General features: G+C 72.2%; 28 protein-coding genes. 14 read left to right on the top strand and 14 right to left on the bottom strand.

The window, feature by feature from the left end; all coding sequences use genetic code 11:
• Window positions 1–51: 51 nt before the first annotated feature.
• Window positions 52–357, top strand: coding sequence for a hypothetical protein (locus HNR19_RS18960; protein WP_179669360.1), 306 nt, complete (start codon window positions 52–54; stop codon window positions 355–357).
• On the opposite strand, the gene HNR19_RS18955 is transcribed toward HNR19_RS18960, so the two are convergent.
• Window positions 281–856 (bottom strand): DnaJ family domain-containing protein, encoded by a 576-nt coding sequence (locus tag HNR19_RS18955; RefSeq protein WP_179669359.1) that lies wholly within the window; start codon window positions 854–856, stop codon window positions 281–283. The genes HNR19_RS18960 and HNR19_RS18955 overlap by 77 nt on opposite strands.
• Window positions 857–926: 70 nt before the next feature.
• On the opposite strand from HNR19_RS18955, the gene HNR19_RS18950 reads away from it, so the two are divergent.
• Window positions 927–1,838, top strand: coding sequence for an NAD(P)-dependent oxidoreductase (locus HNR19_RS18950; protein WP_179669358.1), 912 nt, complete (start codon window positions 927–929; stop codon window positions 1,836–1,838).
• A 69-nt stretch (window positions 1,839–1,907) separates the two neighbouring features.
• Window positions 1,908–2,537 carry a dihydrofolate reductase family protein gene (locus tag HNR19_RS18945; RefSeq protein ID WP_179669357.1) on the top strand — a complete coding sequence of 210 codons (630 nt, stop codon included), beginning with the start codon at window positions 1,908–1,910 and terminating at the stop codon, window positions 2,535–2,537.
• Window positions 2,538–2,550: 13 nt separating this feature from the next.
• Here HNR19_RS18945 and HNR19_RS18940 read toward each other — a convergent pair whose 3' ends face one another.
• From HNR19_RS18940 to HNR19_RS18925, 4 genes are read right to left on the bottom strand one after another with little or no spacing between them, the layout of a single operon-like run.
• On the bottom strand, window positions 2,551–3,213 hold the full coding sequence (locus HNR19_RS18940) for a hypothetical protein (protein ID WP_179669356.1): 663 nt from the start codon (window positions 3,211–3,213) through the stop codon (window positions 2,551–2,553).
• A gap of 16 nt (window positions 3,214–3,229) precedes the next feature.
• On the bottom strand, window positions 3,230–5,236 hold the full coding sequence (locus tag HNR19_RS23275) for an ABC transporter ATP-binding protein (RefSeq protein ID WP_179669355.1): 2,007 nt from the start codon (window positions 5,234–5,236) through the stop codon (window positions 3,230–3,232).
• A complete protein-coding gene (locus HNR19_RS18930) occupies window positions 5,236–5,901 on the bottom strand; it encodes a nitroreductase family protein (RefSeq protein ID WP_179669354.1) in 666 nt (221 codons plus the stop codon). Before HNR19_RS18930 ends, HNR19_RS23275 begins: the two co-directional genes overlap by 1 nt.
• A 9-nt stretch (window positions 5,902–5,910) precedes the next feature.
• Entirely contained in the window at window positions 5,911–6,759 is an 849-nt protein-coding gene (locus tag HNR19_RS18925) for an alpha/beta fold hydrolase (RefSeq protein ID WP_179669353.1), read from the bottom strand.
• Between the two features lie 70 nt (window positions 6,760–6,829).
• Between HNR19_RS18925 and HNR19_RS18920 the strand changes: the two genes are divergently transcribed.
• The 3 genes from HNR19_RS18920 (at window position 6,830) to HNR19_RS23270 (ending at window position 10,758) form a co-directional block, all read left to right on the top strand.
• Window positions 6,830–7,462, top strand: a complete 633-nt coding sequence (locus HNR19_RS18920; protein ID WP_179669352.1) for a TetR family transcriptional regulator — start codon at window positions 6,830–6,832, stop codon at window positions 7,460–7,462.
• 111 nt (window positions 7,463–7,573) lie between these two features.
• A complete protein-coding gene (locus HNR19_RS18915) occupies window positions 7,574–7,726 on the top strand; it encodes a hypothetical protein (protein WP_179669351.1) in 153 nt (50 codons plus the stop codon).
• A gap of 83 nt (window positions 7,727–7,809) precedes the next feature.
• Window positions 7,810–10,758 carry an AAA family ATPase gene (locus HNR19_RS23270; RefSeq protein WP_179669350.1) on the top strand — a complete coding sequence of 983 codons (2,949 nt, stop codon included), beginning with the start codon at window positions 7,810–7,812 and terminating at the stop codon, window positions 10,756–10,758.
• A 10-nt stretch (window positions 10,759–10,768) separates the two neighbouring features.
• Here the strand turns inward: HNR19_RS23270 and HNR19_RS18905 are convergent, their stop codons facing one another.
• From HNR19_RS18905 to HNR19_RS18895, 3 genes are read right to left on the bottom strand one after another with little or no spacing between them, the layout of a single operon-like run.
• Window positions 10,769–11,215 (bottom strand): hypothetical protein, encoded by a 447-nt coding sequence (locus HNR19_RS18905; RefSeq protein WP_179669349.1) that lies wholly within the window; start codon window positions 11,213–11,215, stop codon window positions 10,769–10,771.
• Window positions 11,212–12,048 carry a hypothetical protein gene (locus HNR19_RS18900; RefSeq protein WP_179669348.1) on the bottom strand — a complete coding sequence of 279 codons (837 nt, stop codon included), beginning with the start codon at window positions 12,046–12,048 and terminating at the stop codon, window positions 11,212–11,214. The genes HNR19_RS18905 and HNR19_RS18900 overlap by 4 nt, the downstream gene beginning before the upstream one ends.
• Window positions 12,045–12,332: a hypothetical protein gene (locus HNR19_RS18895; RefSeq protein WP_179669347.1), complete on the bottom strand. Its 288-nt coding sequence runs from the start codon at window positions 12,330–12,332 to the stop codon at window positions 12,045–12,047. The genes HNR19_RS18900 and HNR19_RS18895 overlap by 4 nt, the downstream gene beginning before the upstream one ends.
• A 113-nt stretch (window positions 12,333–12,445) precedes the next feature.
• Here HNR19_RS18895 and HNR19_RS18890 point away from each other — a divergent pair, with 113 nt between their 5' ends.
• Window positions 12,446–12,802, top strand: coding sequence for a VOC family protein (locus tag HNR19_RS18890; RefSeq protein ID WP_179669346.1), 357 nt, complete (start codon window positions 12,446–12,448; stop codon window positions 12,800–12,802).
• A 49-nt stretch (window positions 12,803–12,851) separates the two neighbouring features.
• Here the strand turns inward: HNR19_RS18890 and HNR19_RS18885 are convergent, their stop codons facing one another.
• From HNR19_RS18885 to HNR19_RS18875, 3 genes are all read right to left on the bottom strand, one after another.
• Entirely contained in the window at window positions 12,852–14,009 is a 1,158-nt protein-coding gene (locus HNR19_RS18885) for a sulfotransferase family protein (RefSeq protein ID WP_179669345.1), read from the bottom strand.
• Window positions 13,999–14,784 (bottom strand): SDR family oxidoreductase, encoded by a 786-nt coding sequence (locus HNR19_RS18880; RefSeq protein WP_179669344.1) that lies wholly within the window; start codon window positions 14,782–14,784, stop codon window positions 13,999–14,001. Before HNR19_RS18880 ends, HNR19_RS18885 begins: the two co-directional genes overlap by 11 nt.
• A gap of 134 nt (window positions 14,785–14,918) precedes the next feature.
• Window positions 14,919–16,094 (bottom strand): M14 family zinc carboxypeptidase, encoded by a 1,176-nt coding sequence (locus tag HNR19_RS18875; protein WP_179669343.1) that lies wholly within the window; start codon window positions 16,092–16,094, stop codon window positions 14,919–14,921.
• A 179-nt stretch (window positions 16,095–16,273) separates the two neighbouring features.
• Here HNR19_RS18875 and HNR19_RS18870 point away from each other — a divergent pair, with 179 nt between their 5' ends.
• Window positions 16,274–17,122, top strand: a complete 849-nt coding sequence (locus HNR19_RS18870; protein ID WP_179669342.1) for an aldo/keto reductase — start codon at window positions 16,274–16,276, stop codon at window positions 17,120–17,122.
• Here the strand turns inward: HNR19_RS18870 and HNR19_RS18865 are convergent.
• Both HNR19_RS18865 and HNR19_RS18860 read right to left on the bottom strand, forming a co-directional pair.
• Window positions 17,115–18,272 carry a hypothetical protein gene (locus HNR19_RS18865; protein WP_179669341.1) on the bottom strand — a complete coding sequence of 386 codons (1,158 nt, stop codon included), beginning with the start codon at window positions 18,270–18,272 and terminating at the stop codon, window positions 17,115–17,117. The genes HNR19_RS18870 and HNR19_RS18865 overlap by 8 nt on opposite strands.
• Window positions 18,273–18,324: 52 nt before the next feature.
• Window positions 18,325–19,206 (bottom strand): TIGR03619 family F420-dependent LLM class oxidoreductase, encoded by an 882-nt coding sequence (locus tag HNR19_RS18860; RefSeq protein ID WP_179669340.1) that lies wholly within the window; start codon window positions 19,204–19,206, stop codon window positions 18,325–18,327.
• A gap of 101 nt (window positions 19,207–19,307) precedes the next feature.
• On the opposite strand from HNR19_RS18860, the gene HNR19_RS18855 reads away from it, so the two are divergent.
• The 3 genes from HNR19_RS18855 (at window position 19,308) to HNR19_RS18845 (ending at window position 21,594) form a co-directional block, all read left to right on the top strand.
• Complete coding sequence (locus HNR19_RS18855) at window positions 19,308–19,739, top strand: nuclear transport factor 2 family protein (RefSeq protein ID WP_179669339.1); 432 nt, start codon at window positions 19,308–19,310, stop codon at window positions 19,737–19,739.
• 70 nt (window positions 19,740–19,809) lie between these two features.
• Window positions 19,810–20,406 (top strand): hypothetical protein, encoded by a 597-nt coding sequence (locus HNR19_RS18850; protein ID WP_179669338.1) that lies wholly within the window; start codon window positions 19,810–19,812, stop codon window positions 20,404–20,406.
• A 24-nt stretch (window positions 20,407–20,430) separates the two neighbouring features.
• Complete coding sequence (locus HNR19_RS18845) at window positions 20,431–21,594, top strand: CapA family protein (RefSeq protein ID WP_179669337.1); 1,164 nt, start codon at window positions 20,431–20,433, stop codon at window positions 21,592–21,594.
• 103 nt (window positions 21,595–21,697) lie between these two features.
• Here the strand turns inward: HNR19_RS18845 and HNR19_RS18840 are convergent, their stop codons facing one another.
• Window positions 21,698–22,591, bottom strand: a complete 894-nt coding sequence (locus tag HNR19_RS18840) for a M28 family peptidase (protein ID WP_218910316.1) — start codon at window positions 22,589–22,591, stop codon at window positions 21,698–21,700.
• Between the two features lie 134 nt (window positions 22,592–22,725).
• On the opposite strand from HNR19_RS18840, the gene dnaK reads away from it, so the two are divergent.
• The 3 genes from dnaK to dnaJ all read left to right on the top strand — a co-directional run bounded on the left by dnaK (window position 22,726) and on the right by dnaJ (window position 26,494).
• A complete protein-coding gene (gene dnaK / locus HNR19_RS18835; RefSeq protein WP_179669335.1) occupies window positions 22,726–24,576 on the top strand; it encodes a molecular chaperone DnaK in 1,851 nt (616 codons plus the stop codon).
• Window positions 24,573–25,193 carry a nucleotide exchange factor GrpE gene (grpE, locus tag HNR19_RS18830; RefSeq protein ID WP_343047278.1) on the top strand — a complete coding sequence of 207 codons (621 nt, stop codon included), beginning with the start codon at window positions 24,573–24,575 and terminating at the stop codon, window positions 25,191–25,193. The genes dnaK and grpE overlap by 4 nt, the downstream gene beginning before the upstream one ends.
• Before the next feature lie 134 nt (window positions 25,194–25,327).
• The gene (dnaJ, locus tag HNR19_RS18825; RefSeq protein WP_179669334.1) at window positions 25,328–26,494 is read left to right on the top strand and encodes a molecular chaperone DnaJ; all 1,167 of its coding nucleotides are present in this window, start codon (window positions 25,328–25,330) and stop codon (window positions 26,492–26,494) included.
• The last annotated feature ends 8 nt before the right edge of the window (window positions 26,495–26,502 follow it).

Below are 26,502 nucleotides of genomic sequence, written 5' to 3'. Positions count from 1 at the left end.
ACGTCGTCGCGGTATGACCGATGTCTCGCCGAGACGGCCTACGCTCGACCCGTGACGCCCGACGAGGTCGACGACTACGCGAGGTCGCTCCCGGGCTGCAAGCGCAAGGGCACGGCGGCCAGGCCGGCGTGGTACGTCGACGACCGCCTCGTCGCCCGCCTGGTCGAGCCAGGTGAGCTGGTCGTCCGCGCATCGTACGCCGACCGCGAGCGGCTCGTCGCCGAGCACCCGGCGACGTTCGGCATCCCGCCGCGCTACGAGAAGCACCTCAAGGTGCAGGTCATGCTCGACGGCGACGCCGCAGCCATCCGCGACGCCATCCGCGCCGCGTGGGAGCTTCAGCGGCGGCAGCCCTAGCCGCCGCGCGAGCGGAGGCCTGCCGCGCCGCCCGTCGCTCCTGCCAGGCCGCCACCGTCTCCTCGACGTCGCGCGGCATGGTGATCAGCGGCGGCCCGTCGACCGGCGTGTAGCGCGCGCGGATGACCCGGGCGTTGAAGTCCTCGACCTCCCGACGCACCTCGGACTCGGCCGAGATCGCATCCAGCCTCGCGTCGAGCTCGGCGTCGTCCTTGCGCAGCTGGAGCGCCGGCGGCAGCACGGTGATCCGCTCGCGCTCGACGAGCTGCTTGACCCACCAGTCGGGGTCGTGGGTCTCGCCGAGTCCTCGGATCGGCTTGCCGGCACCGGGCAGGTCGTCGAAATCGCCGCGGTCCATCGCCTGCCGCACCTGGAGGTCGACCCAGGTGTGCTGCTGCTCGATGCGCCGGCGAGCAGCCGCCTTCTCCGCGGCCCGCCGGTCGCGGGCGGCCGCGGCATCGGTGCTGGACTCGTCGGGTCCTGGCTCGGGCTCTGGCATCGCGCTCTCCTGCGCTTCACGATACCGAGCCCTTGAACTCAACCGAGGTTGAAGTTCTAGCGTCGCTGACATGACGACGAACACCGATGACACCACCACACCGCTTGTGCCGGTCACCGTGCTGGGGACGGGTGCCATGGGCTCGGCCCTCGCGCGCACGTTCCTCGACCGCGGCCACGCAGTGACCGTCTGGAACCGCACCGAGTCGAAGGCTGCGCCGCTCCTCGCCGCCGGCGCCGCGTGGAGGCCCACTCCCGCGGAGGCGGCGGCCGCCAGTCCGCTCGTCGTCGTGTGCCTCCTCGACCAGACCGCGGTCGACGACGTGCTCGCCGCTGTCGGGGGCGCGATCGACCGCCGGGTGCTGGTGAACCTCACGAGCGGCTCCCCCGCGCACGCACGGAGCGCAGCGAGCCGCGTGACCGGCTGGGGAGGGGAGTACGTCGACGGCGGCATCATGGCCGACCCGTCGGACATCGGGAGTGACCGCGCGCGCCTGTCCTTCAGTGGCTCGCGGACGGCGTACGACACCCACGAGCCCACGCTCCGGGAGCTCGGCACGGCGGTCTACTACGGCGACGACCCGGGACTTGCTGCGGTCGAGTTCCTCGCGCAGGTCGGCGCCGGCTACGAGCTGCTCATCGGCCTCCTGCACACGCTCCGGCTGGTCCAAACCGAGGGCGCGGACGTCGCGGCCTTCGCGGAGCGCTTCGCGCAGTCCCTCGAGGACGGCTACCCGCAGGTCGTGCGCGCCATCGGCAAGGCGGTGCGTGACGGCGACTACCCGCCCGACCTCGGCCCGCTCTCGGTCCAGGCGCCGCTGATGGACGACCTGGTGGCGCACCGGCGCTCCCTCGGCGTCGACGACACCCGGATGACCGAGGTCCGGGAGCTCATGAACGCCCGGGTCGCGGCAGGTCACGGCGACGAGGGACTGGCGGGAGTGTTCGAGCTGCTCCGTCCGGAGAAAGGATCGGCCGGGTGACCGATGATTCCGGGCACCGCAGTAGGTCACCATGAGCAGAGCCGCCCGACCGCCGACCTCAGGAGCCCCATGTCTCGCGTCCGCGTCCACAACTTCGCCATCTCCCTCGACGGGTTCGGCTCCGGTGAGCCGCAGTCGCTCGAGGCGCCGTTCGGCCACGCCGGCGAGCGGCTGCACGAGTGGCGGTTCGGCACCAGCTCGTGGAAGGAGGGCGGCTCGACCGGCGTCGACGACCTCTTCGAGCGACGGCACAACGACGGCTTCGGGGCGGAGATCATGGGCTCCAACAAGTTCGGCCCGCCGGGCTGGCAGGACGACTCGGACTGGAAGGGCTGGTGGGGACCCAACCCGCCGTTCCACACCCCGACCTACGTGCTCACCCACCGGCCGCGCTCGTCGATCGAGATGGAGGGCGGGACGACCTTCCACTTCCTCGACGCCTCCCCGGAGGAGGCGCTGGCCGTCGCGCGGGAGGCGGCGGGCGACCTCGACGTCCGGATCGGCGGCGGGGCAACGGTGGTCCGCGACTACCTCGCCGCCGGTCTCGTCGACCACGCCCACTTCGCGGTGACCCCCATTGTCCTGGGCCGCGGCTCCCGCGTGTGGGACGGCCTCGAGGGGCTGGAGTCGTCGTACGACGTCGAGCAGGTCAGCGCGCCGAGCGGCGTCACGCACGTGACCCTCACCCGGAAGGCCTGACCCGCTCGCGCCTTCAGCCCTGCTCGCTCGGGTCGACGTAGCCGCCCTTGCCGGTCTCGCCGTCGTAGACGAACGCACGGTCGTCGCTGAACGTGATCTCGACGTCGTCGCCGAGCGGCTCGCCGGCCAGGAGCAGCCGCTCGTAGTCCGCCGCGGTCTCGGCGTACTCGACCGCGGTGTCCCTGTCGACGCCGAACCCGGCGGCGATGACGAGGTCGGTCAGGAGGTAGCCGAACGCCACCACCGCCGTGCGGTTGAACGCGGTGTCGTCGAGACCCACGCTTGCGAGGTCGTCCGCCTTGATCGCGTCGGTGTACAGCGCGCGCTTCTCCGCCAGCTGCTCCTCGATCGCTCCGGCGGTCACGCTGAGCACTCCGGTGGGCGTCTCGACCTCGACCGGGCCATTCGCCGCGCGGAAGTATGCGCCGCCACCGATGAGCGCAACGACGACCATGGCGAGCACGATGAAGTAGGTGCTCGGGAAGCCCGATCTGACCGGAGCCGCCGCCTCGGCCGCCGCCGGTTGCTCGGCGGACGGGGGCAGTGAGACGAGCTCCGGTGGCGCGCCGTACGGCGTGTAGGCCGCGGCGGGCTCGGGCGCCGGCTCGGGCGCCGGCTCGGGCTGCGGGTCGGCGGGCCGCCGGTAGCGCAGGTAGCGCGGCACTCGACGCGTCATCTTCGGTGCTCCCTCGTCACAGCGGCACGTCCGCGCGTCTGTCGTCGTACGGCGCCGGTGGACCTCCGACGCGCGAGAACTGCTCGACGTACAGCCTCGCGTAGAGGCCCTCGGGGTCGGCGAGCAGCTCCTCGTGCGTGCCCTGCTCGACCACCCGGCCGTCGGCGAGCCCGAAGATCACGTCGGCCGACTGGATCGTGGAGAGCCGGTGGGCGATGGCGATCGTGGTGCGCGACCGCGTCGCCCGCTCGAGCGCCTCCTGCACCAGCCGCTCGGTCTCGTTGTCGAGCGCGGAGGTGGCCTCGTCGAGGATCAGCACGGGCGGATCCTTCAGCAGCACGCGGGCGATCGCCAGCCGCTGCTTCTCTCCGCCGGAGAGGCGGTAGCCGCGCTCGCCGGTGATGGTCTCGTAGGCCTCGGGGAACGCCATGATCCGGTCGTGGATGTTGGCGTCGCGCGCCGCCCGCTCGATCTCCTCGGCGGTCGCGCCCGGCCGCGCGTAGGCGATGTTGTCGCGGATCGTGCCGTGGAAGAGGTAGGGCTCCTGCGTCACCATGCCGACGGCGTCGGCGAGCGAGTCCATCGTGAGGTCGCGGACGTCGTGGCCGTCGATCAGCACGGCGCCCTCGGTGACGTCGTAGAACCGCGGGATGAGGTACGTCGCCGTCGTCTTGCCGGAGCCGGACGGGCCGACGATGGCGGCGAGCTGGCCGGGCTCGATCACCAGGTCGACCTCGCGGAGGGCCCACTGCGGCTCGACCGGCTCGGCCGGTCCCGCGGCCCCCCCGGGCCGATCGGACCCCTCGGCCCGATCGGCGCCGATCCGCACCCCGGAGTCGCCGAACCGGTCCTGGTTGCGGGTCCCCGAGAGCTCCCGCGGCTCGGGGTAGCGGAACGACACCCCGCGCAGCTCGACCCGCCCCTCCATCGAGGCGACGTCGAGCGCCACCGCTCCGGGGCGCTCGGTCACGGCGGGCTCGAGGTCGAGGTACTCGAAGATCCGGCGGAACAGCGCCAACGAGGTCTGCACGTCGAGGGAGACCCGCATCAGCGCCAGCAGCGGCATCTGCAGCCGGCCCTGCAGCGTGGTGAACGCGACCAGCGTCCCGGCGGTGAGCGTGTCGGCGCCGATCGGCAGCGCGCCGGTGATGATCCAGCCGGAGACCAGGTAGATCAGCGCCGGCGTGATCGCGAAGAACGTCTGCACGACCGCGAAGAAGGTGCGGCCGGTCATGGCCTGCTGGACCTGGAGACGGGTCTGCCTGCGGTTGGCCTCGCGGTAGCGCTCGACCTCAGCCGCCGACCGGTTGAACACCTTCGCGAGCAGGATCCCCGAGACCGACAGCGCCTCCTCGGTGATCGCCGTCATCTCCGACAGCGACTCCTGGGTCTTGCGCGCGAGCCGCTGGCGCCGCCGCCCGACGCGCAGCTGGAGGAACACGAACAGAGGCAGAATGATCAGCGTCAGGATCGTCAGCTGCCACGACAGGATGACCATCGACACGAAAGCCGCCGAGACGGTGACCGTGTTCTGCACGATCGTCGTCGCGGTGTCGGTCAGCACGGTCCGCACGCCGGCCACGTCGTTGGCGAGCCGCGACTGGATGGCTCCGGTCTTGGTCGCCGTGAAGAACGCCAGCTCCATCTTCTGCAGGTGCTCGAACAGGTCGCCGCGCAGGTCGGCCATCGCCGAGTTGCCGATGGTCGACGTGAGCCAGTTCTGTCCGATGCCGATCAGCGCCGTGACCACGGGGATCAGGCACATGCCGAGCACGAGCCACCCGAGGAGGCCGAGGTCGGGCTGCCCCACGCCGCCCTCGGTGAGCGGGAACAGCGCGTCGTCGAAGACCGCCCGGGTCAGGAACGGCAGCACCGACGTCAGCGCCGCGGCCGACACCACCGCGAGCAGGACCAGCCCGATCTTCCCCTTGTACGGCGTCAGCAGCCTCGCGATCCGCCGCAGCACCGGGTCGTCGCGCTCGAGGTCCTCCCGGTCCAGGTGGGTGATCACGGGCCGCGGCATCAGCCCTCGTCCCGCCCGTCCTGGCGCGCCCAGCCGGCGCCCCACCGGCCGCGGTGGGCGACCTCCGTCCAGGGCGTACGGCGCCGCCGGCCGGCCGAGCCGCGCGCGCCGGTGCCGGGGGCGGCCGGGTGCCCGATCGTGATCGCGCCGATCGGCTCCGGGCCGTCCGGGCCGTCGGGGAGCCCGAGCACGTGCCGCACCCGGTCGACCCGGTCCGGGACCAGGCCGAAGAAGCAGGCGCCGAGCCCGGCCTCGGTGACCGTCTGCAGGATCAGCAGCGAGGCCATCGCGGTGTCCAGGTGCCAGTAGGGCATCGGCCAGCGCTGCTCGTTGGCCGCGCCGCCGAGGCCGGCCCGCGCCTTGTCGGGCTCGCTGTAGCGGTCCAGGTAGGCGGCCTTGATGCTGCAGGGCACGACGACGACCGGGGCCGCCATCATGCCGGCCAGCCACCGGTCGGGCTGCTCCACCGAGTCGGACTGCGCCTCCCAGAAGCCGCGCACGGCGTCCGGGGTGTCGAGCACGACGAACGCCCAGCCCTGCGAGAAGCCCGCGCTCGGTGCCCGGGTGGCGTTGGCGAGCGCCCGCTCGACCACCGCCGGGTCCACCGGGTCGGTCAGGAAGCTGCGCACCATCCGGCGGCGCCGTACGACCTCGGTGAACTCCACCCGGTCAGCCTAGGTGCGGACTCGTCGGGCGAACGCGGCGATCAGCCCGGCAAGCCGGTCGGGCTGGTCGAGGGGGACCAGGGTGTAGGAGTCCTCGACCAGCTCGAGGCGGGCGTCGGGGAAGGTCGCGCACAGCCGGTGGGCGTGGTCGAGCGGCATCACCCGGTCCTCGGCGGCCCAGACGACCAGGGCCGATCCCCGGAAGCGCGACAGCCGCTCGGCGGCGGTGACGAGCTGCTCGCGGTCGACCTGCCGCATCATCCGGCGGACGTCGCGCCGGACCCCGCGGGACGCGGCGTAGGCGTCGAGCCACCCGTCGAAGACCTCCGGGGCGATCGGGCGCCGTGCCATCCAGCCGAACGTCATCGGCAGCCTCCGCAGCGGCGGGATCTGCAGCGAGGCCATCGCCATCGGCAGGCCGCCCGGCACCGCGCAGGCGAGCGCCATCGTCCGTCCCGGCAGTCCGGGCGGGAAGTTGTCGAACGCGTCGCACGAGACCAGCACGACGCGCGCGACGAGGTCGGGATCCTCGGCCAGCAGCAGCTGGGCGATCGCGCCACCGGTGTCGTTGCCGACGAGCGTCACCTCGCCCAGGTCCAGGGCCCGGATGAGCTCGCCGACGAGGAGGGCGACCCCGCGCGGGCTCTGGTCCGCATCGCCGGGTCGTGGGATCCGGTGCGCCCCCAGCGGCAGCACGGGCACGACGCAGCGGAAGGTGGGCGACAGCCGCTCGACGACCGGCATCCAGAGCTGCTCGTCCATCAGCGCGCCGTGCAGCAGCACGACGGTCGGGCCGTCGCCCCCGGTGTCGACGTACTCGACCTCGCCGCCGGCGATCTCCACCCGTTTCGTCTTCATGACTCCTCCCGTAATCGACTGATTACTGCTACCGTAATCCGCGGATTACATGCTGGCAAGGGGAGATCGAGTGAGGACGGGTCCGGAAGCGACGAAGCCCGAGGGGAGCACGCGCGAGCGCCTGCTCGAGGCGGGCATCCGCCTGTTCGCCGAGCGCGGATTCAAGGCGGTCTCGGTCGGCGACATCGAGCAGGCGGTGGGCCTGGTGCCGCGCCGTGGAGCGCTCTACCGCCACTTCGCCAGCAAGGAGGCGCTGCTGGCGGCCGCGGTGGAGACCTACCTGGCGTCCGTCGCGGAGGCGCGGGCCGAGTACGCCGGCGCGGCCGTGGGGGAGGGCGCATCCGCGCGGGACGTCGGCGCGTTCATCCTCGCGGAGATGGATCGCCAGCAGCAGATCACGCAGGTACTCGAGAGGGACGGTGACCGGCTGGTCCAGCTCCGCGACCGGTTCCGCGACGAGGTCTCCGACCAGGGCTACCGCGGGATGGCCGAGATCCTGCGCGCGTGGATCGGTGCCCGGTCGGAGCGCGCGGACGAGGACGCGATCGATGGCCTGGCCGTCCTCCTGCTCGGCGCCCTCGTCAACGTCCGCCGGTCGACCTGGACGCTCGGTGCAGCACCGCTCGGTCTCGACGACGACGCCCTGCTCGACAGCTGGGCGGAGCTCTGCGAGGCGACGGTCGCCACGGGCGGCCGATCGTGAGCTCCGGGCCGCCCTACCTCAGGCGGTGACGGCCCCGGCCGGCGTACCTCAGGCAGAGATAAGGCACTTGCCCGATGTAGCGGCCTACCTCAGAGGACGAATCTTGCTGACATGTTCAACGACGCATTCATCCAGTCAGAGATCGACTACCGGGCTTCCCGGGCTCGCAAGTCCATGGCCGTGGCTCGCCGCGGTCGCTCGCGCCGCTCCTGGGTGCGCAGCATCGCTGCCGCCGAGGCTCCCCGGCGCGACCTGTCCGCGTGACCGCCAGCGCCCTGGGCGCACCCACGAATACACCCACGAATATCGGGCGCGAGATGTCGGCAGGGCACGACATGATGGTGCCCGTGGCGACACACACCAGCCGGACGCTCGTCGGCCGCGACGACGAGCTGGCACAGCTGGCTGAGCTGGTCGGCCTGGGCGAGGCCGGCCGCCGCTGGGCCGGCAGGCCCGGCACCGTGCTGCTCTCCGGCGACGCCGGCGTCGGCAAGACCCGGCTGCTGATCGAGCTGCGCGACCTGGCCCGAGCCGAGGGATGGCGAGTCTTCGCCGGCCACTGCCTCGACTTCGGCGAGAGCGCGCTGCCCTACCTCCCGTTCAGCGAGGTCCTCGGCCGGATGGCGGCCGACCTGCCCGAGCTGGTCGAGGGGGTCACCCGGCGCCACCCGGCGGTCGCCGGCCTCCAGCCGGGCCAGCGGGTGCGCTCCGACTCCGACCAGGTGCCCGAACCGGCGGCCACCGAGCGGGCCGAGCTGTTCGCCGCCATGCACCACGCCCTCGAGCTCGCGGCGGCCGACGCGCCCCTGCTCCTCGTCATCGAGGACCTCCACTGGGCCGACCCGTCCACGCGCGAGCTGCTCGGCTACCTGTTCACGCGGAGCTGGACCAACCCGGTCGCGATCGTGGCGTCCTACCGCTCCGACGACCTCCACCGCCGACACCCGCTCCGCCGGCAGGTCGCGGAGTGGTCGCGCCTGCCCAGCCTCGACCGGCTGCAGCTCTCGCCCCTGCCGCCCGACGCCGTCCGCGCGCTCGTGGCCGAGCTCGCGCCCGAGGGCCTGGCCGAGCGCCGCCTCGCCGACATCATCGCCCGCGCCGACGGCAACGCCTTCTTCGTCGAGGAGCTCGTCGCCGCCGGCGGCGGCGACTGGGTGCCCGACGACCTCGCCGACCTGCTGCTGGTGCGGCTCGACCACCTCTCCGAGGCCGCCCGCCAGGTCGTGCGCGTGGCGAGCGTGGCCGGCCGCAAGGTCACCCACGACCTGCTGCTCGCCGCGTCCGGCATGCCTCCCGCCGATCTCGACGCCGGCGTCCGACAGGCCGTGGAGATGAACGTCCTCGTCGCCGGGTCGCGCCACTACGAGTTCCGGCACGCGCTGCTCGGCGAGGCCGTCTACGACGACCTGCTGCCCGGCGAGCGGGTCCGCCTCCACGGGCAGTACGTCGCCGCGCTCACCAGCGGCGCCGGGCGCGGCACGGCCGCCGAGCTCGCGCGGCACGCCCGGCGCGCCATGGACCATGACCGCGCGGTCGAGGCGAGCATCGAGGCGGGCGACGAGGCCTTCTCCGTGGGTGGCCCCGAGGAGGCGGCCCGACACTACGAGCAGGCGCTCGAGCTGCTCGAGAACGCCGAGCGCGCCGAGCGGCTCGGGGTCGACCGCTCCAAGCTGGCGGTCAAGGCAGCCGACGCCCTCAGCATCGGGGGCGACGCGATGCGCGCCGCCGAGCTGCTCCACGAGCACCTCGAGCGGCTGCCGGAGGGCGCGCCCGAGGCGCGGGCGCGGCTGCTGAGCAGCTACGCCTCCATCCTGATGAGCACCGAGACGGCCCTCGACCTGCCGGCCCTCTCGGCCGAGGCCGTCGAGCTCGCGCCGGCCGGCGAGAGCCCGCTGCGCGCCAAGGTGCTGGCGACCCACGCGCGGGTGCTGGCGGGGTTCGAGCGCATCGAGGACGCGGAGGCCGCGGCGACCGAGGCGCTCGGGCTCGCCGAGCGCATCGGCATGCCGATCCTCGCCTCCGAGGTGGTCACCACCCTGAGCGGCCTGCGGATGAAGCAGGTCCACGGCAGCGACCGCGACGCCCTCCGCGGCGCGCTCGAGGACGCCGTCGATCGCGCCGTCGCCGCCGGCGCGCTGAGCGCCGAGCTGCGCGGCCGGTTCCTGCTGGGCCGGTCCTACCAGGAGGACGCCCAGTGGGAGGGCGCCGAGCGGTGGTTCACCTCCGCCGTCGAGCGTGGCGCCGAGGCAGGCCTGCCCTGGGCGCCGTACTCCATCGAGTCGCGGTGGCAGCTCGGCTGGGTCTACTACGCCCGCGGCAAGTGGGACGCCGCCCTCGAGATCGTGAGCATCGTCGACGACGAGGTCGGCCCGCTGATCCCCCGCGCGATCCTCGAGCCGATCCGGCTGGCGATCCAGGCCACCCGCGGCGACGACGTGCTGCCGGCCCTCCAGCGCCTGCGCAAGGTCTGGGTCGACGAGGGCGGTGTCGCCGTCTTCACCGCCGGCACCGAGATCGAGGTCGCGGCGTGCGACGGTGACGCGGGCCGGGCGCTCGACGTCTACGACAGCGTCGTCGCCGTGCTCTCGCAGATCTGGGACGAGCGGTTCCCCGGCCGGGTCCGCCTCGCCGCGCAGGCGCTCGACGCGATCGCCCGGGCCCTCCCGTCGGCGCCCGCCGCCGAGCGCGCGGCGCTCGTCGCACGCGCCGACGCCCTGCGCGCCGACGGGGAGGCCGTCGTCACCCGCTTCGCGGCGAAGAAGTCGAAGTGGGGCCCGGAGGGCCAGGCCTGGGCGGCGCGGCTCGTCGCCGAGCACCTGCGGGTCCGCTGGTCGGGCGGCATAGACGCTCCCGACCGCGACGAGCTGCTGGCAGCGTGGGCCGAGGCCGTCGCCGCGTTCGAGCGCTTCGGCAGCGTTCCCGAGCTCGCCAAGCTGCGCACGGCGTACACCACCATCCTGCGCCTCGTCGGCGAGACCGGGCCGGCCCGTGAGCAGGCCGACATCGCGCGCGAGGTCGCCCGTGAGCTCGGCGCGACGGTCCTGCTCGACCAGCTCCACACCCCCGGCAGCGCGCCTGCCCGCTCGGCCAACGGCGCAGCGTCGACCCAGCTGACCGCGCGCGAGCGCGAGATCCTCGCCCTCGTCGCCGAGGGCCGCAGCAACGGCGAGATCGGCAAGCAGCTGTTCATCAGCACCAAGACCGTGAGCGTGCACGTCTCCAACATCCTCGGCAAGCTCGGCGCCACCGGCCGCACCGAGGCCGCCGCGATCGCCCGCCGCGACGGGCTGCTCTGAAGCAGCGGGCTCACCCCACCACCTCCACCGTCCCCGCCACCGCCTCGAAGAGGTCGCAGAACGTCGGGTAGTCCTCGCGGGCGACCGAGCACGTCAGCGTGACGCCCAGCCCGCCGACCAGCCACGCCCACTGCTCGCTGAGCACGTCGACCGTGCCGAACCGGTGGGCGAACAGGCGGTAGGCCACGACGTGGTCGCCCAGCAGGTACTCGTCGGCCTCCTCGAGCGCGAAGTCGGGCAGCTGCACCGACAGTGCCGCCACCGCCTCCTCGCGCCAGGTGCGGAGGTCGTCGGCCACCGGGGTGCACGCGACGACGACTTCGGGACAGTAGCCGCTCACCGGCACCGTGCGCGGCCGGGCCGCCACCACGATCCCGTGGGCCGGCCGCTCGCGGCGGTGCCAGCGGTCGGGGAGGGTGACCTGGACGGTCCGGCCCAGGGCCGCGTCGGCCGTCACGGCACCGGCTCCGGCGCGGGGCGCAGTACGTCGCCGAACGGTCGGGTGTCGTCCGGGTCGCGGTAGGACATGACATCCGTGTCGTCGCTCCCGGCCCCGTCGCCTTGGGGAGACCGCGGCTCCGGTTCAGGCGCGTGGTCGAGCTGCGGGTCGACGCCGTCGGTGACGTCGGGGCGCTCGTCCGGCGCCTCCGGCCGGTCCTCGCGTTCCGCGCCACAGTCGCCGTCGCCCTCCCTGCCGTCCCGGCGCGGGCCGTCCGGACGCGACTCGTCCGGCTGCTCCTCCCGCGGCCAGGCCGACTCCGGAGGCGGGAACAGGAACGGCCCCACCGGCTCGCCGACCGGTGGCAGCAGCACGTTGCCGTAGTCCGCCGGGAACGGCTGGCCAGGGAACGCCGCGCTCAACCGGTCGCGCGCCCGCTCCAGGTGGGCACGGGCGTCGGCGACGATCGCCGACAGCCGTTCGAAGACGTCGCGCTGGTGCGGGGTCGGGATGGTCGGCGGCACCAGCTCGGTCCCCTGCAGCAGCCCGTGCACGCCAGCGGACGTACGCACCCGCTCCATGACCCGCTGGACGGCCGCGAGGTCCTCGCCGTACGACGCCAGCGCGCCGGCCGACCGGCGGGCCGTCGCGGCGTGCGCGGACGCGTCGGCAGCGAGCGTGGCACAGGCCGCGCGGTAGGCGTCGGCGGTGCGGCCGTCGAAGTCGGCCTCCGAGGTGTGGGCGCCGCCGGTCGCGAGCCGCCCGGCGCGCTCGAGATGGCGGGCGAGCAGGGAGAGCGCGTCGGCCGCGGCGTGGCACGACTCCGGCGAGCCGGGGACGTCGGTGTTCACGAGAACCGCCCGCCGAGCAGCAATTGCTCGAACAGCTCTCCGACGCGGCCATCGGCGGCCACGAAGGCCCGCGCGGTGAAGGCGAGGTCCTCGCCGGCGTCGGTCATGCGGGCGGCGAGGGCGTCAGCGGCGCCGGCCAGGGTGTCGAGGCGGCCGCTGACGAGCACCGAGGGGAAGCCGAGGTCCGGCTCGGGGACCGCCGAGGCGGCCGTGGTCAGGAGGGCGCCGCTCTCGGCGAGACGGTGCCCCGTGGTGATGAGGGCGAAGGGATCGGCGATGTCCATGCGGGAAGGGTGCGCCCGAGGCGTCCGACTCGAAACCGCGCCGCTCGCCGCCTGTGGATGACCGCCTGGATCCCGCGGTCGCGCGTGTCGGCGGCCGCATCTAACGTCGGCGCATGGCTATCGCACACTCGCCCTACTTCGTCCTCGACTGCCCCGACCCGAAGGCCCTCGCCGACTTCTACGCCGGCCTGCTCGACTGGACGGCCGAGCAGAACGACCGTGGCTGGGCCAAGGTGTCCAACGGCGACCAGGCGTTCTTCTTCCAGCAGGTCGACGGGTTCCGCGCGCCCGACTGGCCGGGCCAGGACGTGCCCCAGCAGATGCACATCGACGTCGACGTCGCCGACCTCGACGTGGCCGAGCAGGCGGTGCTCGCCCTCGGCGCTACCAAGCACCCGCACCAGCCGGGGGAGTCGTTCCGGGTGTTCCTCGACCCGGCGGGTCACCCGTTCTGCCTCTGCAAGGAGTGACGCGGCCGCGGGGCCGCTGACTCGCCGGCCGTGGTCCAGGCGACCGCCGCTACCGCGCGAAGGCCGCCCGCACCTCGTCCTCGGTCAGCCCGTAGTCGGCCAGGTCGTAGGTGTGCGACGGGCGGCGCGGCCCGCTGCGCGACTCCTCGTCGAGGCGCCGTACGGCGTCCTGCGCCTCCTGCGTCCAGGTGAGCCCGAACGCGTCGTAGATCGCGCCGACGGTGCCGACCGGGTCCCGCACGAACCCGCGGTAGTCGACGTCGAAGAACTGCGCCTGGTCGTAGCGCGGCCGCGCGTCCCAGAACGCCTCCCACTGGCGGGACAGGTGGCCGAGCTGGTCGCGCCCGAGGGTCTCGCCGACGAACGTCGTCGAGTGGCCGGCCGTCGCCTCCGCCGACAGCGAGCAGGCCGAGGCCACCGACGTCACCGGGTCGCGCTGGGTCATCACGACGAGCGCGTCCGGGTAGACCTCCATCAGCGCGTCGAGGGCGATCATGTGCGAGGGGTTCTTGAGCACCCACCGCTTGTCCTGGTCGTTGAGGCCGATCAGCTGGAGGTTCTGCTTGTGGCGCTCGTAAGCGTCGGACCAGTCCTGCTTCGCCAGCCACGCGGAGTAGGTCGGCACGTGGGCGAGCGACTCGAAGCCGAGTGACTTGCCGGTCTGCCGCAGCACCCGCCAGCACTCCTCGGGCTCGGCGGCGTCGGAGTAGTGGATGCCCATGAACTCGGGGTTGGTGACATGGTGCTCGCGGAACGCCGCCTGCATGGCGGTGAAGATCGGGTCCGCGTCCCAGGTCTCCCGCGGCGGCCGCGGCTGGGGGAACATCGTCAGCCACATCTCCAGGCCCTGGTGCCCGGGGTCGGCGCACAGCAGCCGGCTCAGCGCGGTCGTGCCGGTGCGGGGGAGGCCGATCACGAAGATCGGCCGCTCGATCGCGACGTCCGCGTGCTCCGGGCGCTCCGCGAACCGCGCCTGCGTCAGCAGCCGCGCCACCAGCGCGCTCTTCACCTCCGACCGCATGAAGTAGTTGCCGACGCCGGTCAGCCCGGCGTCCGGAGAGCCGAGGTCGTCGACGAGGATCCGGAACGCCTCCTCGTGCCCGGTGCCGCCGAAGTCCTCGAGGCCCGTCGTCCGTACGGCGGCCGCGGCGATGTCGTCGTAGGAGCCGACGTCGGCGCGCTGCCGGGGCGCAGCCTCAGTTGTCATGGAACTCGCCGCAGTCGACGTTGAGCATCACGCCGGTGACGGCCGACGCCAGGTCGGACGCCAGGAACAGCGCCGCCTGCGCGACCTCCTCCGGCGTAGCGAGCCGCTTCAGGTCGGTGGGTGCCGCCTTCTCGGCGTACACCTCCTCGTGCGTGCGCCCCGTCTCCTGCGCGATCCAGTCGAAGTAGGCCTTGTTGACGTCCTCGTAGATGTAGGACGGCGCGACGCTGTTGACGCGGATGCCACGCGGACCGAGCTCGGTCGCCAGGGACGACGCGAGGTGGGCGAGCGCGCCCTTCGACAGCTTGTAGCCGGCGTACTCCGGCTGGCTGCTGTAGACCACGCACGAGTTGAGCATCACCACCGAGCCCTTGCTCTCGGCGAGGGCGTCGGCGAAGAGAGCCGAGAGCCGCAACGGCGCGAAGACGTTGGTCTCGTTGGCCGCGCGCAGGCTCTCGACGGTCAGCGTCGTGAGCGGGTCCATCGGCGGGATGCCGAACGCGTTGTTGATCAGGCAGTCGACCCGGCCGAACTCGGCGAGCGCCGCGTCGACCAGGGACTGCCGCGACGCCTCGTCGGTGATGTCGGTCGGTACGACGAGCGCGCGGCGCCCGTGCTCGCGGACGACCGCGGCCATCTTCTCGAGCCGCTTCTCGGTGCGGCTCGCGAGCACCAGGTCGGCGCCCATGAGCGAGGCCTGCTCGCCGAGCGCGCGGCCGAGGCCGGGCCCGACGCCGGAGAGCACGACGACTTTGTCCTGGAGGAGGGGGATCACGCTCGGCCTTTCGGTCACTGAGGAGCTCGCGAGGAACGAGCGAGCGTCTCGAAGTGTAGAACGTGTTTCAATTTTGGGGAAGCGCAGCGGCCGCGCCGACCCGGGGGCCGGCGCGGCCGCTGTGCTGCAGGTCCTCAGTCCTCCGGCAGGAAGACCCGCTGGGGGATCTCGTCGTACGCCGCCGGGTCGAGCGAGGCGATGGAGCCGTCGGCGACGGACTCGACGAGTCCGGCCAGACCGATCTCGATCTGCTTGCGCAGCATGCCGTTGCGCTTCATGCCGTCGTACTGCGTCTGGCTGGACGTCTCGAACAGCACCACCGCGCTGCCCCGGAGCGCGAACGAGCCGAGCGCCGTGCCCGGCAGGTTGGTGTCCTGCGGGTAGAGGGTGAGGTCGCCGTAGCCGGACTCGCCGTGGCCCTGGAGCGCCTCGTAGACCGCCACGTTGGCGCGCTTGGACGCGTCCATGTCGAACTTCGGCCAGTCGCCGAACTCCGACGGGTCGTCGATGAACTTCGCCGAGATCGACAGCGGCGACATGTTCTCCAGGTCCTCGGTGGCGTAGCACGACCACTGGTTGTGGAGGTCGATGAAGTAGTCGACGGTGCCGAACTCGTTCTCGAGGTCCCGGTAGACCTCGCGGACGGTCTGTGCCTCGGGGGTGATGTACCAGCCGGTGTCGGCGCTGTTGCCCGGGAAGTCGGCCGGCTGGGGCACGTAGTCGAGGTCGGGGTTGAAGTCGCGGTTGACGTCGAAGCCGCCGACGCGCGAGTTGTAGTTCCACGCCGGCTGGACGCCGGCGAGCTGCGGGAAGTCCGCCACGACGTCGGCCCAGGTCATCTCGTTCTGACGGGTGTCGCGCTCGCCGCCGTCGACGTTGAGGCGCGGGATCGCGACGATCGTGACCTGCTCGCGGATCGCCTGCGCCTCCGGGCTGTTGCCGCCCCACTGCTGGAGCAGCGCGAGCAGCGCCTCGGTGCCGTGCATCTCGTTGCCGTGGATCTGCGACTGCACGAAGACGACGGCGTCGCCCTCGCCGACCCGCGCCAGGTAGATGTCGCGGCCCTGGTTGCTCTGGCCGGCGACCTCGACGTCGACGACGCCGCCGGTCGTCCGCTCGATCCGCTCGAGCGCCGTCGTCAGCTGGGCGTGGTTGACGAAGCCGTTGTTGCCGGAGCCGGAGGCCTCCGTGCCGCAGTGGGACTCGGTCGGGATCGCGGTGGCGGGGGTGGTCGCGGTGGCGACGAGTCCGCCGGTCGCGGTGAGGAGTGCCGAGGCCGAGAGTGCGGCCTTCCAGCGTCGTAGGGCCATGGGGGGCTCCTTTTCATGGGTTCCGAGAGCGCACCGGGGTGGGGTGCGCGTCCCTTTCCTAGCCAAAGGCGCCCGAGGTGTCGAGGGTCGGCGGCGGCCGGAATCGGCCACCGGGCGGAAGGACGGCGCGCACGCGCGCGATCAGGAATAGGAGCGGGGCACGCCTGTTGCAACGGGACGTGACCATTCCACAGATCAAGCTCAACGACGGAACGTCCATCCCGCAGTTCGGCCTCGGGCTCTGGCAGGTCCCGCCAGCGGACACCGAGCGCGTCGTGTCCGAGGCGCTCGAGCTCGGCTACCGCCACCTCGACACCGCCCAGATGTACGGCAACGAGCAGGGGACCGGGGCGGCGATCGCGACCTCGGGCCTCGACCGCGCCGACGTGTACGTCACGACCAAGCTCAACAACAACCGGCACGAGCCCGCAGCGGCCAAGGAGTCGCTGAAGGTGTCGCTCGAGAAGCTGGGCCTGGACAGGGTCGACCTGTTCCTCATCCACTGGCCGCTCCCCACCCGGTACGACGGCGACTTCGTCTCGACCTGGGAGGCGCTGGTGGAGCTGCGCGAGGAGGGACTCGCCACGTCCATCGGTGTGTCCAACTTCCAGCCCGCCCACCTTGACGTGATCATCGAGCGGACGGGCGTCGTCCCGGCGGCGAACCAGGTGGAGATCCACCCCTACTTCGCCAACGAGGATGTCCGCGCGGCCTCGCGCCGGCACGACGTGGCCGTGGAGGCGTGGTCCCCGCTGGGTCAGGGCGGCGGCGAGCTCGACGACCCCGTCGTCACGCGGATCGCCAGCGACCACGGCAAGACGCCTGCCCAGGTGCTGCTGCGCTGGGCCCTCGACCGCGGTGACATCGTCTTCCCCAAGTCGCTGCGCAGGGAGCGGCTGGCCGAGAACCTCGACGTCTTCGACTTCGGTCTCACGGACGACGAGGTTGCCTCGCTGGCGGCGCTCGACAAGGGCGAGGCCGGCCGGCAGGGGCCGAACCCCGACACGTTCGACTGGATCCCTAGCTGATCATCCGCCGCGCGACCGCCCGCTGTCGGGCGGCGATCCGCGCGGCGTACTCCTCGTCGGTGAGGGGCCGGGTGTCCGGGAGCCGCGACGGCACGTCGGCGAGCTTGACGACCTCGACCTGCGGGCCGTCGGCGGCGGTGAGGTCGCGCTCGAGGCGCTGCCAGCGCAGCATCATCGGCCCGGTCGGGTGGTGGGTGGTCTCCAGCCAGTTGGCCACCGGCTTCCCGTCGTACGGCGGACGCGACGAGATGACGAACCGCATCGCACCGTCGGGGTCGACCTGAGCCTGGGCCTTGGTGAGCGAGGTCTGGTGGCCCTCGTAGTCGGTGGATGCGTACCAGTCCGACCCGACCTGGATCGCCTGGTAGGAGCAGTCGTCGCAGCGCGGCACGGTCACGACCATCGCCTCGTCGTCGGCGAGCTCGTAGTGGCCGATCGAGGAGAACTGCGAGGAGAGGCCGCCGGGCGTGGCCTTGGGGACGGTCAGGGTGTTGACCGGCTCCTTGTACTGGAAGAACTGCGGGAACGCGAACCACGTCTGGATCGAGCCGACCAGTGACCGGGCGGCGACGTCGTACTTCTTCGCCAGCAGCTCGCGGGTCAGCGGCTTCCGCGGCCGGCCGGCCGTGTCCGGTCGCTCGATCCAGAGGGTGCCGCGCTCCTCGGTCTCCCAGTCGTTGAAGACCTCGCGCACGATGAGCGTCTTGGCGCCCGGCTCCGCGACGTAGGTGAACTCGAACCCCCCGTCCGCGTCGAGCTCGAGCTCGCGGTCGTCGAACGCCATCAGCGACGTGGCCGCGGAGTCCGCGCTGTAGGCGCCGCCCATCACCTGGAACGACAGGTCGGCGCTGGTGCCGCGCCGGCCGCGGACGACGTACTCGACACCCTCGCGGAGGTAGGCGTTGAAGTAGATCGCGTCGGGGTTGTCGAGGCCCTGGCGCGAGAACTGGTGGGTCGGGTTGATGAAGAGCGGGTGATCGAGGTCGTAGTCGAACGCCGTCTGCATCGCCATCCGGATCCGGCCGGCGAGGTAGTCGTAGCCCTCGAGCCGGTCAGCCTCGGACTTGATGAACGGCGCGTTGGCGATGAGCTCCTCGGCCTCCGCGATCGCGTCCTGGAGGGCCTTCGTCAGCCCCAGCGCCTCGCTCATCGCGTGTGCCCGTTCGTCGCGGAGGCCGCCCCGCGGCGGTCACGAGACAGGCTCATGAGACCTTCGCGATCACGTTCTCGGCGTACTGCTCGAGGTGCTTGACCTTGGTCTCCAGCGGCTCGGTGTCGGGGCCCTTGATGTAGGGGACCCGGAAGCCGACGATGCAGTCGGTGACGCCCTTGTCCTCGAGGCGCTTGACGCCGTCGGGGGTGTAGGCGTCGTAGGAGATGACGTGCACCTCGAACTCCGAGGCGTCGCGGGTGTCGCCCTCCTCCTTGCGGATCTCCGCCAGCCGGGCGAGCAGCCGGTCGAGCTCCTCGCCGTCGCCGCCGGCGTGCATCCACCCGTCTCCCTTGCGTACGGCGCGCCGCAGCGCCGCGTCGGAGTGACCGCCGACGAGGAGCGGGATCTTCTCGGTCGGGGCCGGGCACTGCTGGAGCGGCTCGAACTGGAAGAACTCGCCCTGGTAGCCGAAGAACTCCCCGGAGGTCAGGCCGCGGAGGATGTCCATGCACTCGTCCATCCGCTTGCCGCGCTTCTCCCACGGCACGCCGAGGGCGGCGAAGTCCTCGGGCCACGGGGACAGGCCGACGCCGAGGCCGAGCCGGTTGCCCGAGAGGTAGGCGATCGAGGACGCCTGCTTGGCGACCAGCACCGGGGGGCGGACCGGCAGCTTGAGCACGAACGGCGTGAGCCGCAGCGTCTCGGTCACCGCGAACAGGTGCGCGCAGAGCACCATCGTCTCGATGAACTCCTTGCCCTGGAGGAACTCGCGGTCGCCGGTGTCGGTGTAGGGGTACGTCGAGTCCGACTCCTGCGGATAGATCAGGCTGTCCGCGACGGTCATGCTCGTGTAGCCCGCCGCCTCGGCGGCCTGGGCCAGGGGTGCGTAGTAGGTCGCCTGCGTCATCGCCTCGGCGTACGTGAACCGCATCGCTGCCTTCCGGTCACTGAGGTGCGCTCGCGGGGAACGAGCGAGGGCCTCGAAGTGTAGAACGTGTTCTAACTTTCTGCCAGGTCTGTCAGAGTGAGGCCATGGACCTCCAGGAGCTGAGCGACCGCGCCGAGATCAACGACGTCCTGCATCGCTACACGATCGCCGTCGACACCGGCGAGTGGGACCGTCTCGACAACGTCTTCACCCCTGACGCCCAGATCGACTACTCCGAGACCGGCGGCACGATCGGCGTCTACCCCGAGGTCAAGGCCTGGCTGGCCGAGAACCTGCCCGCCTTCTCGACGAGGTGCATGCACTCGCTGGCGCAGGTGGTCATCAACTTCGCCAACACCCGCGACGAGGCGCGTGTGACGGCGTACTTCCACAACCCCATGCTCGTCGCCGACGGCCAGGGCGGCGAGCGGCTGGTCGAGGTGGGCGGGATCTACCACCACACGATGACCCGCACCCAGTTCGGCTGGCGCTCGAAGAAGCTGCACGAGCAGCTGGTCTGGACCAGGGGTTTCTAGCCTGCGGTGAGACATCCCGCACGCTGAGCGGGTTTTGGCCGCGCTTGGGTCGTCGGTCAAGAATGAGGAGGTGACCGACGACCAGGGCTCCCAGGACCGGCCCGAGCGTGCCGTGCTCAACGGCGTGCTCGCGCTCGTCGGTGTCGCCCTCGTCGTCGGGCTGATCCTCGCGGGCGTCGCGCTGATCGCCACCCGGATGCTCGGCCTCTCGGGCGACGACGCGTCCGCCGACGCGGGCGAGACCGCCAAGGAGTCGCTCTACCTGCCGCCGCCGCAGAAGACCACGGACTCCGGCCCCGAGATCACGCTCAACACCGAGGACGCCGACGTCGACGAGCCGACCGACGAGGCCACCACCGAGCGCACGAAGCCGACCGAGTCGGAGTCGGCCAAGGAGGGCGAGATCTCCCTCCAGGCGCTCCAGAGCGAGGTCGCGGCCGGCGAGAACATCGACCTCACGGGCGTCTACCCGGGCGGCGAGGGCGCGATCCTCCAGGTGCAGCGGTTCGAGGGCGGCGCCTGGGCCGACTTCGACGCCACGATCCCGGTCAGCAACGAGACGTTCTCGACCTACATCTTCACCGGTGTGACCGGCACCCACCGGTTCCGCGTGATCGACAACGCCAGCGGCACCTCGTCCAACGAGGTCAAGGTCACCGTCCGGTAGTCCCCCGAGGCGCACACTGGGCCGGTGAGGTCCGGGTGGGTGGTCGCGGTGGCCTTCGTCGCCGCCTCGCTCGCGGCGTGCGCCGACGACGGCGCCGGCCCCAAGGGCGGCACGCCGACCAGCACGACAGCGGCGACCTCCGGCGCGACGTCGGCGTCGCCGTCGGCACCCGGCTCGTCGTCTCCGTCGGCGGGGGAGCCCGAGCCGCCGCCGGCGGTCGACCTGACCATCGTCGGCGACCTGATGCTGGTGCGCGGCGTGGCCGACGGGCGGCGGGCGCTGGCCCCGATGGCCGGGCTGCTGCGCTCGGCCGACCTGACCGTCGGCAACCTCGAGCAGACCCTGTCGACCGACGGCGAGCCCACGCAGGGCGGCGACTCCTTCGGCGGCTCACCGGCCGACCTCGACCTGCTCCGGTGGGCGGGCTTCGACGCGGTGTCGCTCGCCAACAACCACCTCGGCGACTACGGCGAGCGGGCGCTGCTGGAGACCGTCGACCTGCTCTCCGACGGGCCGGTGCGCGCCTTCGGCGCCGGCCGTACGGCGCGCGCTGCCGCGCGGCCGCTGCTGCTCGAGGCGCGCGGCACGACGTTCGCGTTCCTGGGCTTCAACGCGATCGGCGAGACGCCGATGGCCACCGCGACGACGCCCGGCGCCCTCTCGGTGCGGATGCCGCCGCGCACCGGGCCCCTTCAACAGGCCGACCTCGACCGGGTGACCGCGGCGGTCCGGCGCGCGGACCGGGTCGCCGACGCGGTCGTGGTGCTGCCGCACTGGGGCACGCAGTACACCCACGTGCCGGAGCCGGTGCAGCACCGGGTCGCGCGCGCCCTCGTCGCCGCCGGCGCCGACCTCGTCGTGGGCGGTCACCCGCACTGGGTGCAGGGGGTGGAGCAGATCAGCGGGGTGCCCGTGCTGCACTCCCTCGGCAACTTCGTCTTCGACATGGACTGGGAGCCGCAGGTCATGCAGGGCGTGATGCTGGAGACCACCTGGCGCGGGCCCGAGCTGATCTCGCTGCGGCTGGTGCCCTATGCGATGGACCCGGCGACGTTCGCGCCCCGGGTGGTGGACGGGGAGGTCGCCGCCGACATCCTGCGCGACGTCGCCAGTACCACGTCGCCCTCCGCCGGCCCGTTGGTCCGCTGCCTCACGTCATCGCCGAGTCGGCGCGTCTGCACGCCCTGAGAGGGCCGAGTCGGCCGGTGATCACGCGCCGGCTCGGCGTCGTAGGAGCGTGAAGATGAGCCCGCTCGGGGTCCTCTGAGCGTGAAGACGAGCCGACTCGGCGTCACCGGAGCCACTGGAGCACGATGCGACCCGTCCGCCCGAGCTGGTCGGCGCTGACGACGCCGGGGACGTCGGCGGAGGAGTGGTAGGCGGCGTACGACGTGCCGCCGAGGCGGACGCCGGGGAGGCCGTCGCGGACGAACGACCAGTGGTCGCTCGAGCGCTGGAACGTCTCCGGCGCCACCGGCACCCCCGCCCGACGCGCCGCGGCCTCGAGCTCGCGGCGGAGCGGGTCGGCCTCGCCGGCGCTGCCGACCGGGACGACCGAGCCGACGCCGACCCGGTCCAGCGAGACCATCCCGCGCAGGCTGCGCCGCTCGCGCGCCGACAGCGACGCGACGTAGGCCCGCGAGCCGTAGTGGTGGTCGTCGTCGGTCGGGCCGCGGGGCTCCTCGGCGCCGAACGCGACGAGCGCGACCGGCAGCCGGGTCAGCCGCCACGCCGTCGCCTCGGCGACTGCGAGCAGCACCCCGATCCCCGAGGCGTTGTCCTCGGCTCCCGGCGCCTGCGGCACGGTGTCGAGGTGGGCGCCGACGACCAGCCACGGCCGCCCGGGCCGGGCCTCACGACGGGTGGCCACCAGGTTGACCGAGGTGCCGCCCGGCACGGGCACGCCCCACGAGCTCCCCGCCGGCACGTCGAACCGCTGGCGCCGTACCGTCCAGCCCAAGGCCTCGAGCCGGCCCTCCACCCACGCCGCGGCCTCGTCGTACGCCGGCGAGGTCGCCTCCCGTGGCCCGATCCGGCCGGCGAGGACCTCGACGGCGCGCAGCGCCGTGTCGACCCGCAGGTCGCCCGCGCGGACCGGCCTGCAGGCGACGGTCGCGGCGGCGACCAGGCCGGCCGCGGCCAGCGTCCGGCGCGTGACGGGCAGCACCCGGACAGTGTGCTCCACCACTTATCCCCGCGGTCGTCCACGGCGGGAACAAACCCGATGTGACGGCCCGTTGAGGCGTGTGACAAACTTGAGTCAATCCGACTCAACTAACTTGCGCCCGGGATCCGGGCACAGCAGGAGGGACACCAGACATGGCACGAGCTGTCGGCATCGACCTCGGTACGACGAACAGCGTCGTCGCGGTCCTCGAGGGCGGCGAGCCCACGGTCATCGCCAACGCGGAGGGCGCCCGGACCACCCCGTCCGTCGTCGCCTTCGCCAAGAGCGGTGAGGTGCTCGTCGGCGAGGTCGCCAAGCGCCAGGCGGTCACCAACGTCGACCGCACGATCCGGTCCGTGAAGCGCCACATGGGCGAGTCCTGGACCAAGGAGATCGACGACAAGAAGTTCACCCCCCAGCAGATCAGCGCCTTCATCCTGCAGAAGCTCAAGCGCGACGCGGAGGCCTACCTCGGCGAGACCGTCACCAACGCGGTGATCACGGTCCCGGCCTACTTCTCCGACGCGCAGCGCCAGGCCACCAAGGAGGCCGGCGAGATCGCGGGCCTGAAGGTCGACCGGATCGTCAACGAGCCCACCGCGGCCGCGCTCGCCTACGGCCTCGACAAGGGCGACGACCAGACCATCCTGGTCTTCGACCTCGGTGGCGGCACGTTCGACGTGTCCCTGCTCGAGATCGGCGAGGGCGTCGTCGAGGTGAAGGCCACCAGCGGTGACAACCACCTCGGCGGTGACGACTGGGACAACCGGATCGTCGAGTGGATGGTCAAGAAGTTCAAGGACAACAACGGCGTCGACCTGTCGGCCGACAAGATCGCCGCCCAGCGCCTCCAGGAGGCCGCCGAGAAGGCGAAGATCGAGCTGTCGTCCTCGAGCGAGACCACGATCCACCTGCCCTACATCACCCACGGCGAGTCGGGTCCGCTGCACTTCGAGGAGCGCCTGACCCGCTCGGAGTTCCAGAAGATGACGGCCGACCTGCTCGACCGCACCAAGGTGCCGTTCCAGAACGTCCTCAAGGACGCCGGCGTCGCGATCAAGGACATCCACCACGTCGTCCTCGTCGGTGGCTCCACCCGGATGCCCGCCGTCACCGAGGCCGTCAAGGAGCTGCTCGGCGGGAAGGAGCCCAACAAGGGCGTCAACCCCGACGAGGTCGTCGCGGTTGGCGCCGCGCTCCAGGCCGGCGTGCTCGCCGGTGAGGTCAAGGACGTGCTGCTCCTCGACGTCACGCCGCTGTCCCTCGGCATCGAGACCAAGGGCGGCGTGATGACCACGCTCATCGAGCGCAACACCACGATCCCGACCAAGCGGTCCGAGATCTTCACGACTGCCGACGACAACCAGCCGTCGGTCGAGATCAAGGTCGCCCAGGGCGAGCGCCAGATGTGGTCGCAGAACCAGCCGCTCGGCAACTTCGAGCTGACCGGCCTCCCGCCGGCCCCGCGCGGCGTGCCGAAGATCGAGGTCACCTTCGACATCGACGCCAACGGCATCGTCCACGTCACCGCGAAGGACCAGGCCTCCGGCAAGGAGCAGTCGATGACGATCTCCGGCGGCAGCGCGCTGTCGAAGGACGAGATCGACCGGATGGTCCGCGAGGCCGAGCAGTACGCCGAGGAGGACGCCAAGCGTCGCGAGGCCGTGGAGGCTCGCAACCAGGGCGACCAGCTCGTCTACACGACCGAGAAGTTCCTCTCCGACAACGGCGACAAGCTGCCCGAGGACGTGAAGACCGAGGTCCAGACCGACGTCGACGCGCTGAAGGCGGTCCTCGAGAAGGAGGACGCCTCCGTCGAGGACATCAACGCCGCCGTCGGCAAGCTCGGCGAGTCCAGCCAGAAGATGGGCGCCGCGATGTACGCCGCCGCCGAGGCCGACCAGGCCGCCGCCGGTGGCACCACCGGCGCGACCGGCGAGTCCGACGACGACGTCGTCGAGGCCGAGATCGTCGACGAGGAGCCGGGCGAGGACGCCAAGTGACCGAGGCCAACCAGCCCGACGACCAGTCGCCGGTCGAGGAGACGCCCGCCGAGGCGCCGGAGGCCGAGCAGCAGCTCGACCCCGGCGCCCCGGAGGCGGACCCTGCCGGGTCGACCGACAACACCGAGGGCGCCGGGTCCGCCGTACCTCCCTCCGAGGAGGAGTCGTCGATGGACGACGAGCTCGCCACGACCCAGAAGGCCGTGACCGAGCTGACGACCGACCTCCAGCGGCTCCAGGCCGAGTACGTCAACTACAAGCGGCGCGTCGAGCGCGACCGTGAGCTGATCCGCGAGAACGCGACGTACGCCGCGCTGGCGCCGATCATCGAGGTGCTCGACACGATCGACCGGGCCCGCGAGCACGAGCCGCTCGAGGGCGGCTTCAAGGCGGTCGCCGAGCAGCTCGAGCGGATCGTCACCGGCCTCGGACTGGTGAAGTTCGGCGAGCCCGGCGACGTCTTCGACCCGACCGTCCACGAGGCGCTGTCCCACCTGGGCACCGACCCCGAGGTCACCGAGGTCACCTGCAAGGTGATCGCGAAGGCCGGTTACAAGATCGGTGAGCGGGTCGTCAGGGCCGCCCAGGTGCTGGTGGTCGATCCCGAGAGCAGTTGATCTTGCCGAGGAGGCGGCGGCGTCGGGTTTCGTAGCGGAGCGGAAGCGAGCGAAGCGAGCGGAGCTGCGAAACCCGACGCCGCCGACGAGGCAAGATCAACACCAGCACAGAGACACACAGGAGGAGGTGTGCGATGAGTAGCGACCAGGGCATCCGTCCCGACTGGGCATCGAAGGACTTCTACAAGGAGCTGGGCGTCAGCAAGACGGCGAGCGCCGACGAGATCAAGAAGGCCTACCGCAAGCTCGCGCGCGCCAACCACCCCGACTCCCACCCGGGTGACACCGCCAAGCACGACAGGTTCAAGGCGGTCGCCGAGGCCTACGACGTCATCGGCGACCCGGAGAAGCGCAAGAAGTACGACGAGGCGCGCCGCCTCTTCGCCGGCGGGGGCTTCCCCGCCGGCGGGGCCGGCGGCCCCGGCGGCATGGGCTTCGACGTCGAGGACCTGCTCCGCCAGCAGGGGGGCGGCAGCTTCGGCGACCTGTTCGGCGACCTCTTCGGCGGCGGGTTCGCCGGCAACCGGCGCCAGCAGCGCGCGGTCCGCGGCGGCGACCTCGAGACCACCGCGACCATCGGCTTCACCGACGCGCTCAACGGCGTGACGGTGTCGCTGCGGATCGCGGCGGAGTCGGCGTGTGCCACCTGCCAGGGCACCGGCGGCAAGCCGGGCACCAGCCCGCACCGCTGCCCCACCTGCGACGGCACCGGCTTCGTCGTCGCGTCCGTCGGTGGGGCGTTCTCGATGAACGAGACCTGCCCGGCGTGCGGCGGCCGCCAGCTCGTCTACGACGAGGCCTGCCCGACCTGCCACGGCAGTGGTCGCGGCAGCGCCGTGCGCACGATCCAGGCGCGCATCCCCGCCGGCGTCAAGGACGGCCAGCGGATCCGGCTGCGCGGCAAGGGTGCGCCCGGCGACAGGGGCGGCCCGGCGGGCGACCTCTACGTCACCGTCAAGGTCTCCGGCCACCGGGTGTTCGGCCGCAAGGGCGACAACCTCACGATCGAGGTGCCGATCTCCTTCGCCGAGGCGGCGCTCGGAGCCGAGGTGAAGCTGCCGACCCTCGGCGGCGCGCCGGTCACCCTGCGCATTCCGGCCGGCACCCCCACGGGCCGCACCTTCCGGGTGCGCGGCAAGGGCGCCGAGAAGGCCGACGGCACGCGCGGCGACCTGCTCGCCACCGTCGAGGTCCAGGTGCCCAGCCACCTGTCCGACGCGGCCCGCGAGGCGCTCGAGGCGTACGCCGCAGCGACCGCCGACGTGCCGCTGCGCGCCAACCTGTTCCAGGACGGTGAGTGACGTGGCCG

The organism is Nocardioides thalensis (assembly GCF_013410655.1).
GTDB classification, from domain to species: Bacteria; Actinomycetota; Actinomycetes; order Propionibacteriales; family Nocardioidaceae; genus Nocardioides; species Nocardioides thalensis.
This window is presented reverse-complemented; position numbering and strand designations above follow the sequence as displayed.

Coding starts and splice junctions, on each gene's coding strand:
- HNR19_RS18890 (WP_179669346.1), top strand. CDS start 12,446: ATGGCTATCGCACACTCGCCCTACTTCGTCCTCGACTGCCCCGACCCG.
- HNR19_RS18855 (WP_179669339.1), top strand. CDS start 19,308: ATGGACCTCCAGGAGCTGAGCGACCGCGCCGAGATCAACGACGTCCTG.
- HNR19_RS18875 (WP_179669343.1), bottom strand. CDS start 16,094: ATGGCCCTACGACGCTGGAAGGCCGCACTCTCGGCCTCGGCACTCCTC.
- HNR19_RS18860 (WP_179669340.1), bottom strand. CDS start 19,206: ATGCGGTTCACGTACGCCGAGGCGATGACGCAGGCGACCTACTACGCA.
- HNR19_RS18865 (WP_179669341.1), bottom strand. CDS start 18,272: ATGAGCGAGGCGCTGGGGCTGACGAAGGCCCTCCAGGACGCGATCGCG.
- dnaJ (WP_179669334.1), top strand. CDS start 25,328: ATGAGTAGCGACCAGGGCATCCGTCCCGACTGGGCATCGAAGGACTTC.
- dnaK (WP_179669335.1), top strand. CDS start 22,726: ATGGCACGAGCTGTCGGCATCGACCTCGGTACGACGAACAGCGTCGTC.
- HNR19_RS18950 (WP_179669358.1), top strand. CDS start 927: ATGACGACGAACACCGATGACACCACCACACCGCTTGTGCCGGTCACC.
- HNR19_RS18955 (WP_179669359.1), bottom strand. CDS start 856: ATGCCAGAGCCCGAGCCAGGACCCGACGAGTCCAGCACCGATGCCGCG.
- HNR19_RS18940 (WP_179669356.1), bottom strand. CDS start 3,213: ATGACGCGTCGAGTGCCGCGCTACCTGCGCTACCGGCGGCCCGCCGAC.
- HNR19_RS18925 (WP_179669353.1), bottom strand. CDS start 6,759: ATGAAGACGAAACGGGTGGAGATCGCCGGCGGCGAGGTCGAGTACGTC.
- HNR19_RS18915 (WP_179669351.1), top strand. CDS start 7,574: ATGTTCAACGACGCATTCATCCAGTCAGAGATCGACTACCGGGCTTCC.
- HNR19_RS18945 (WP_179669357.1), top strand. CDS start 1,908: ATGTCTCGCGTCCGCGTCCACAACTTCGCCATCTCCCTCGACGGGTTC.
- HNR19_RS18885 (WP_179669345.1), bottom strand. CDS start 14,009: ATGACAACTGAGGCTGCGCCCCGGCAGCGCGCCGACGTCGGCTCCTAC.
- HNR19_RS23275 (WP_179669355.1), bottom strand. CDS start 5,236: ATGCCGCGGCCCGTGATCACCCACCTGGACCGGGAGGACCTCGAGCGC.
- HNR19_RS18895 (WP_179669347.1), bottom strand. CDS start 12,332: ATGGACATCGCCGATCCCTTCGCCCTCATCACCACGGGGCACCGTCTC.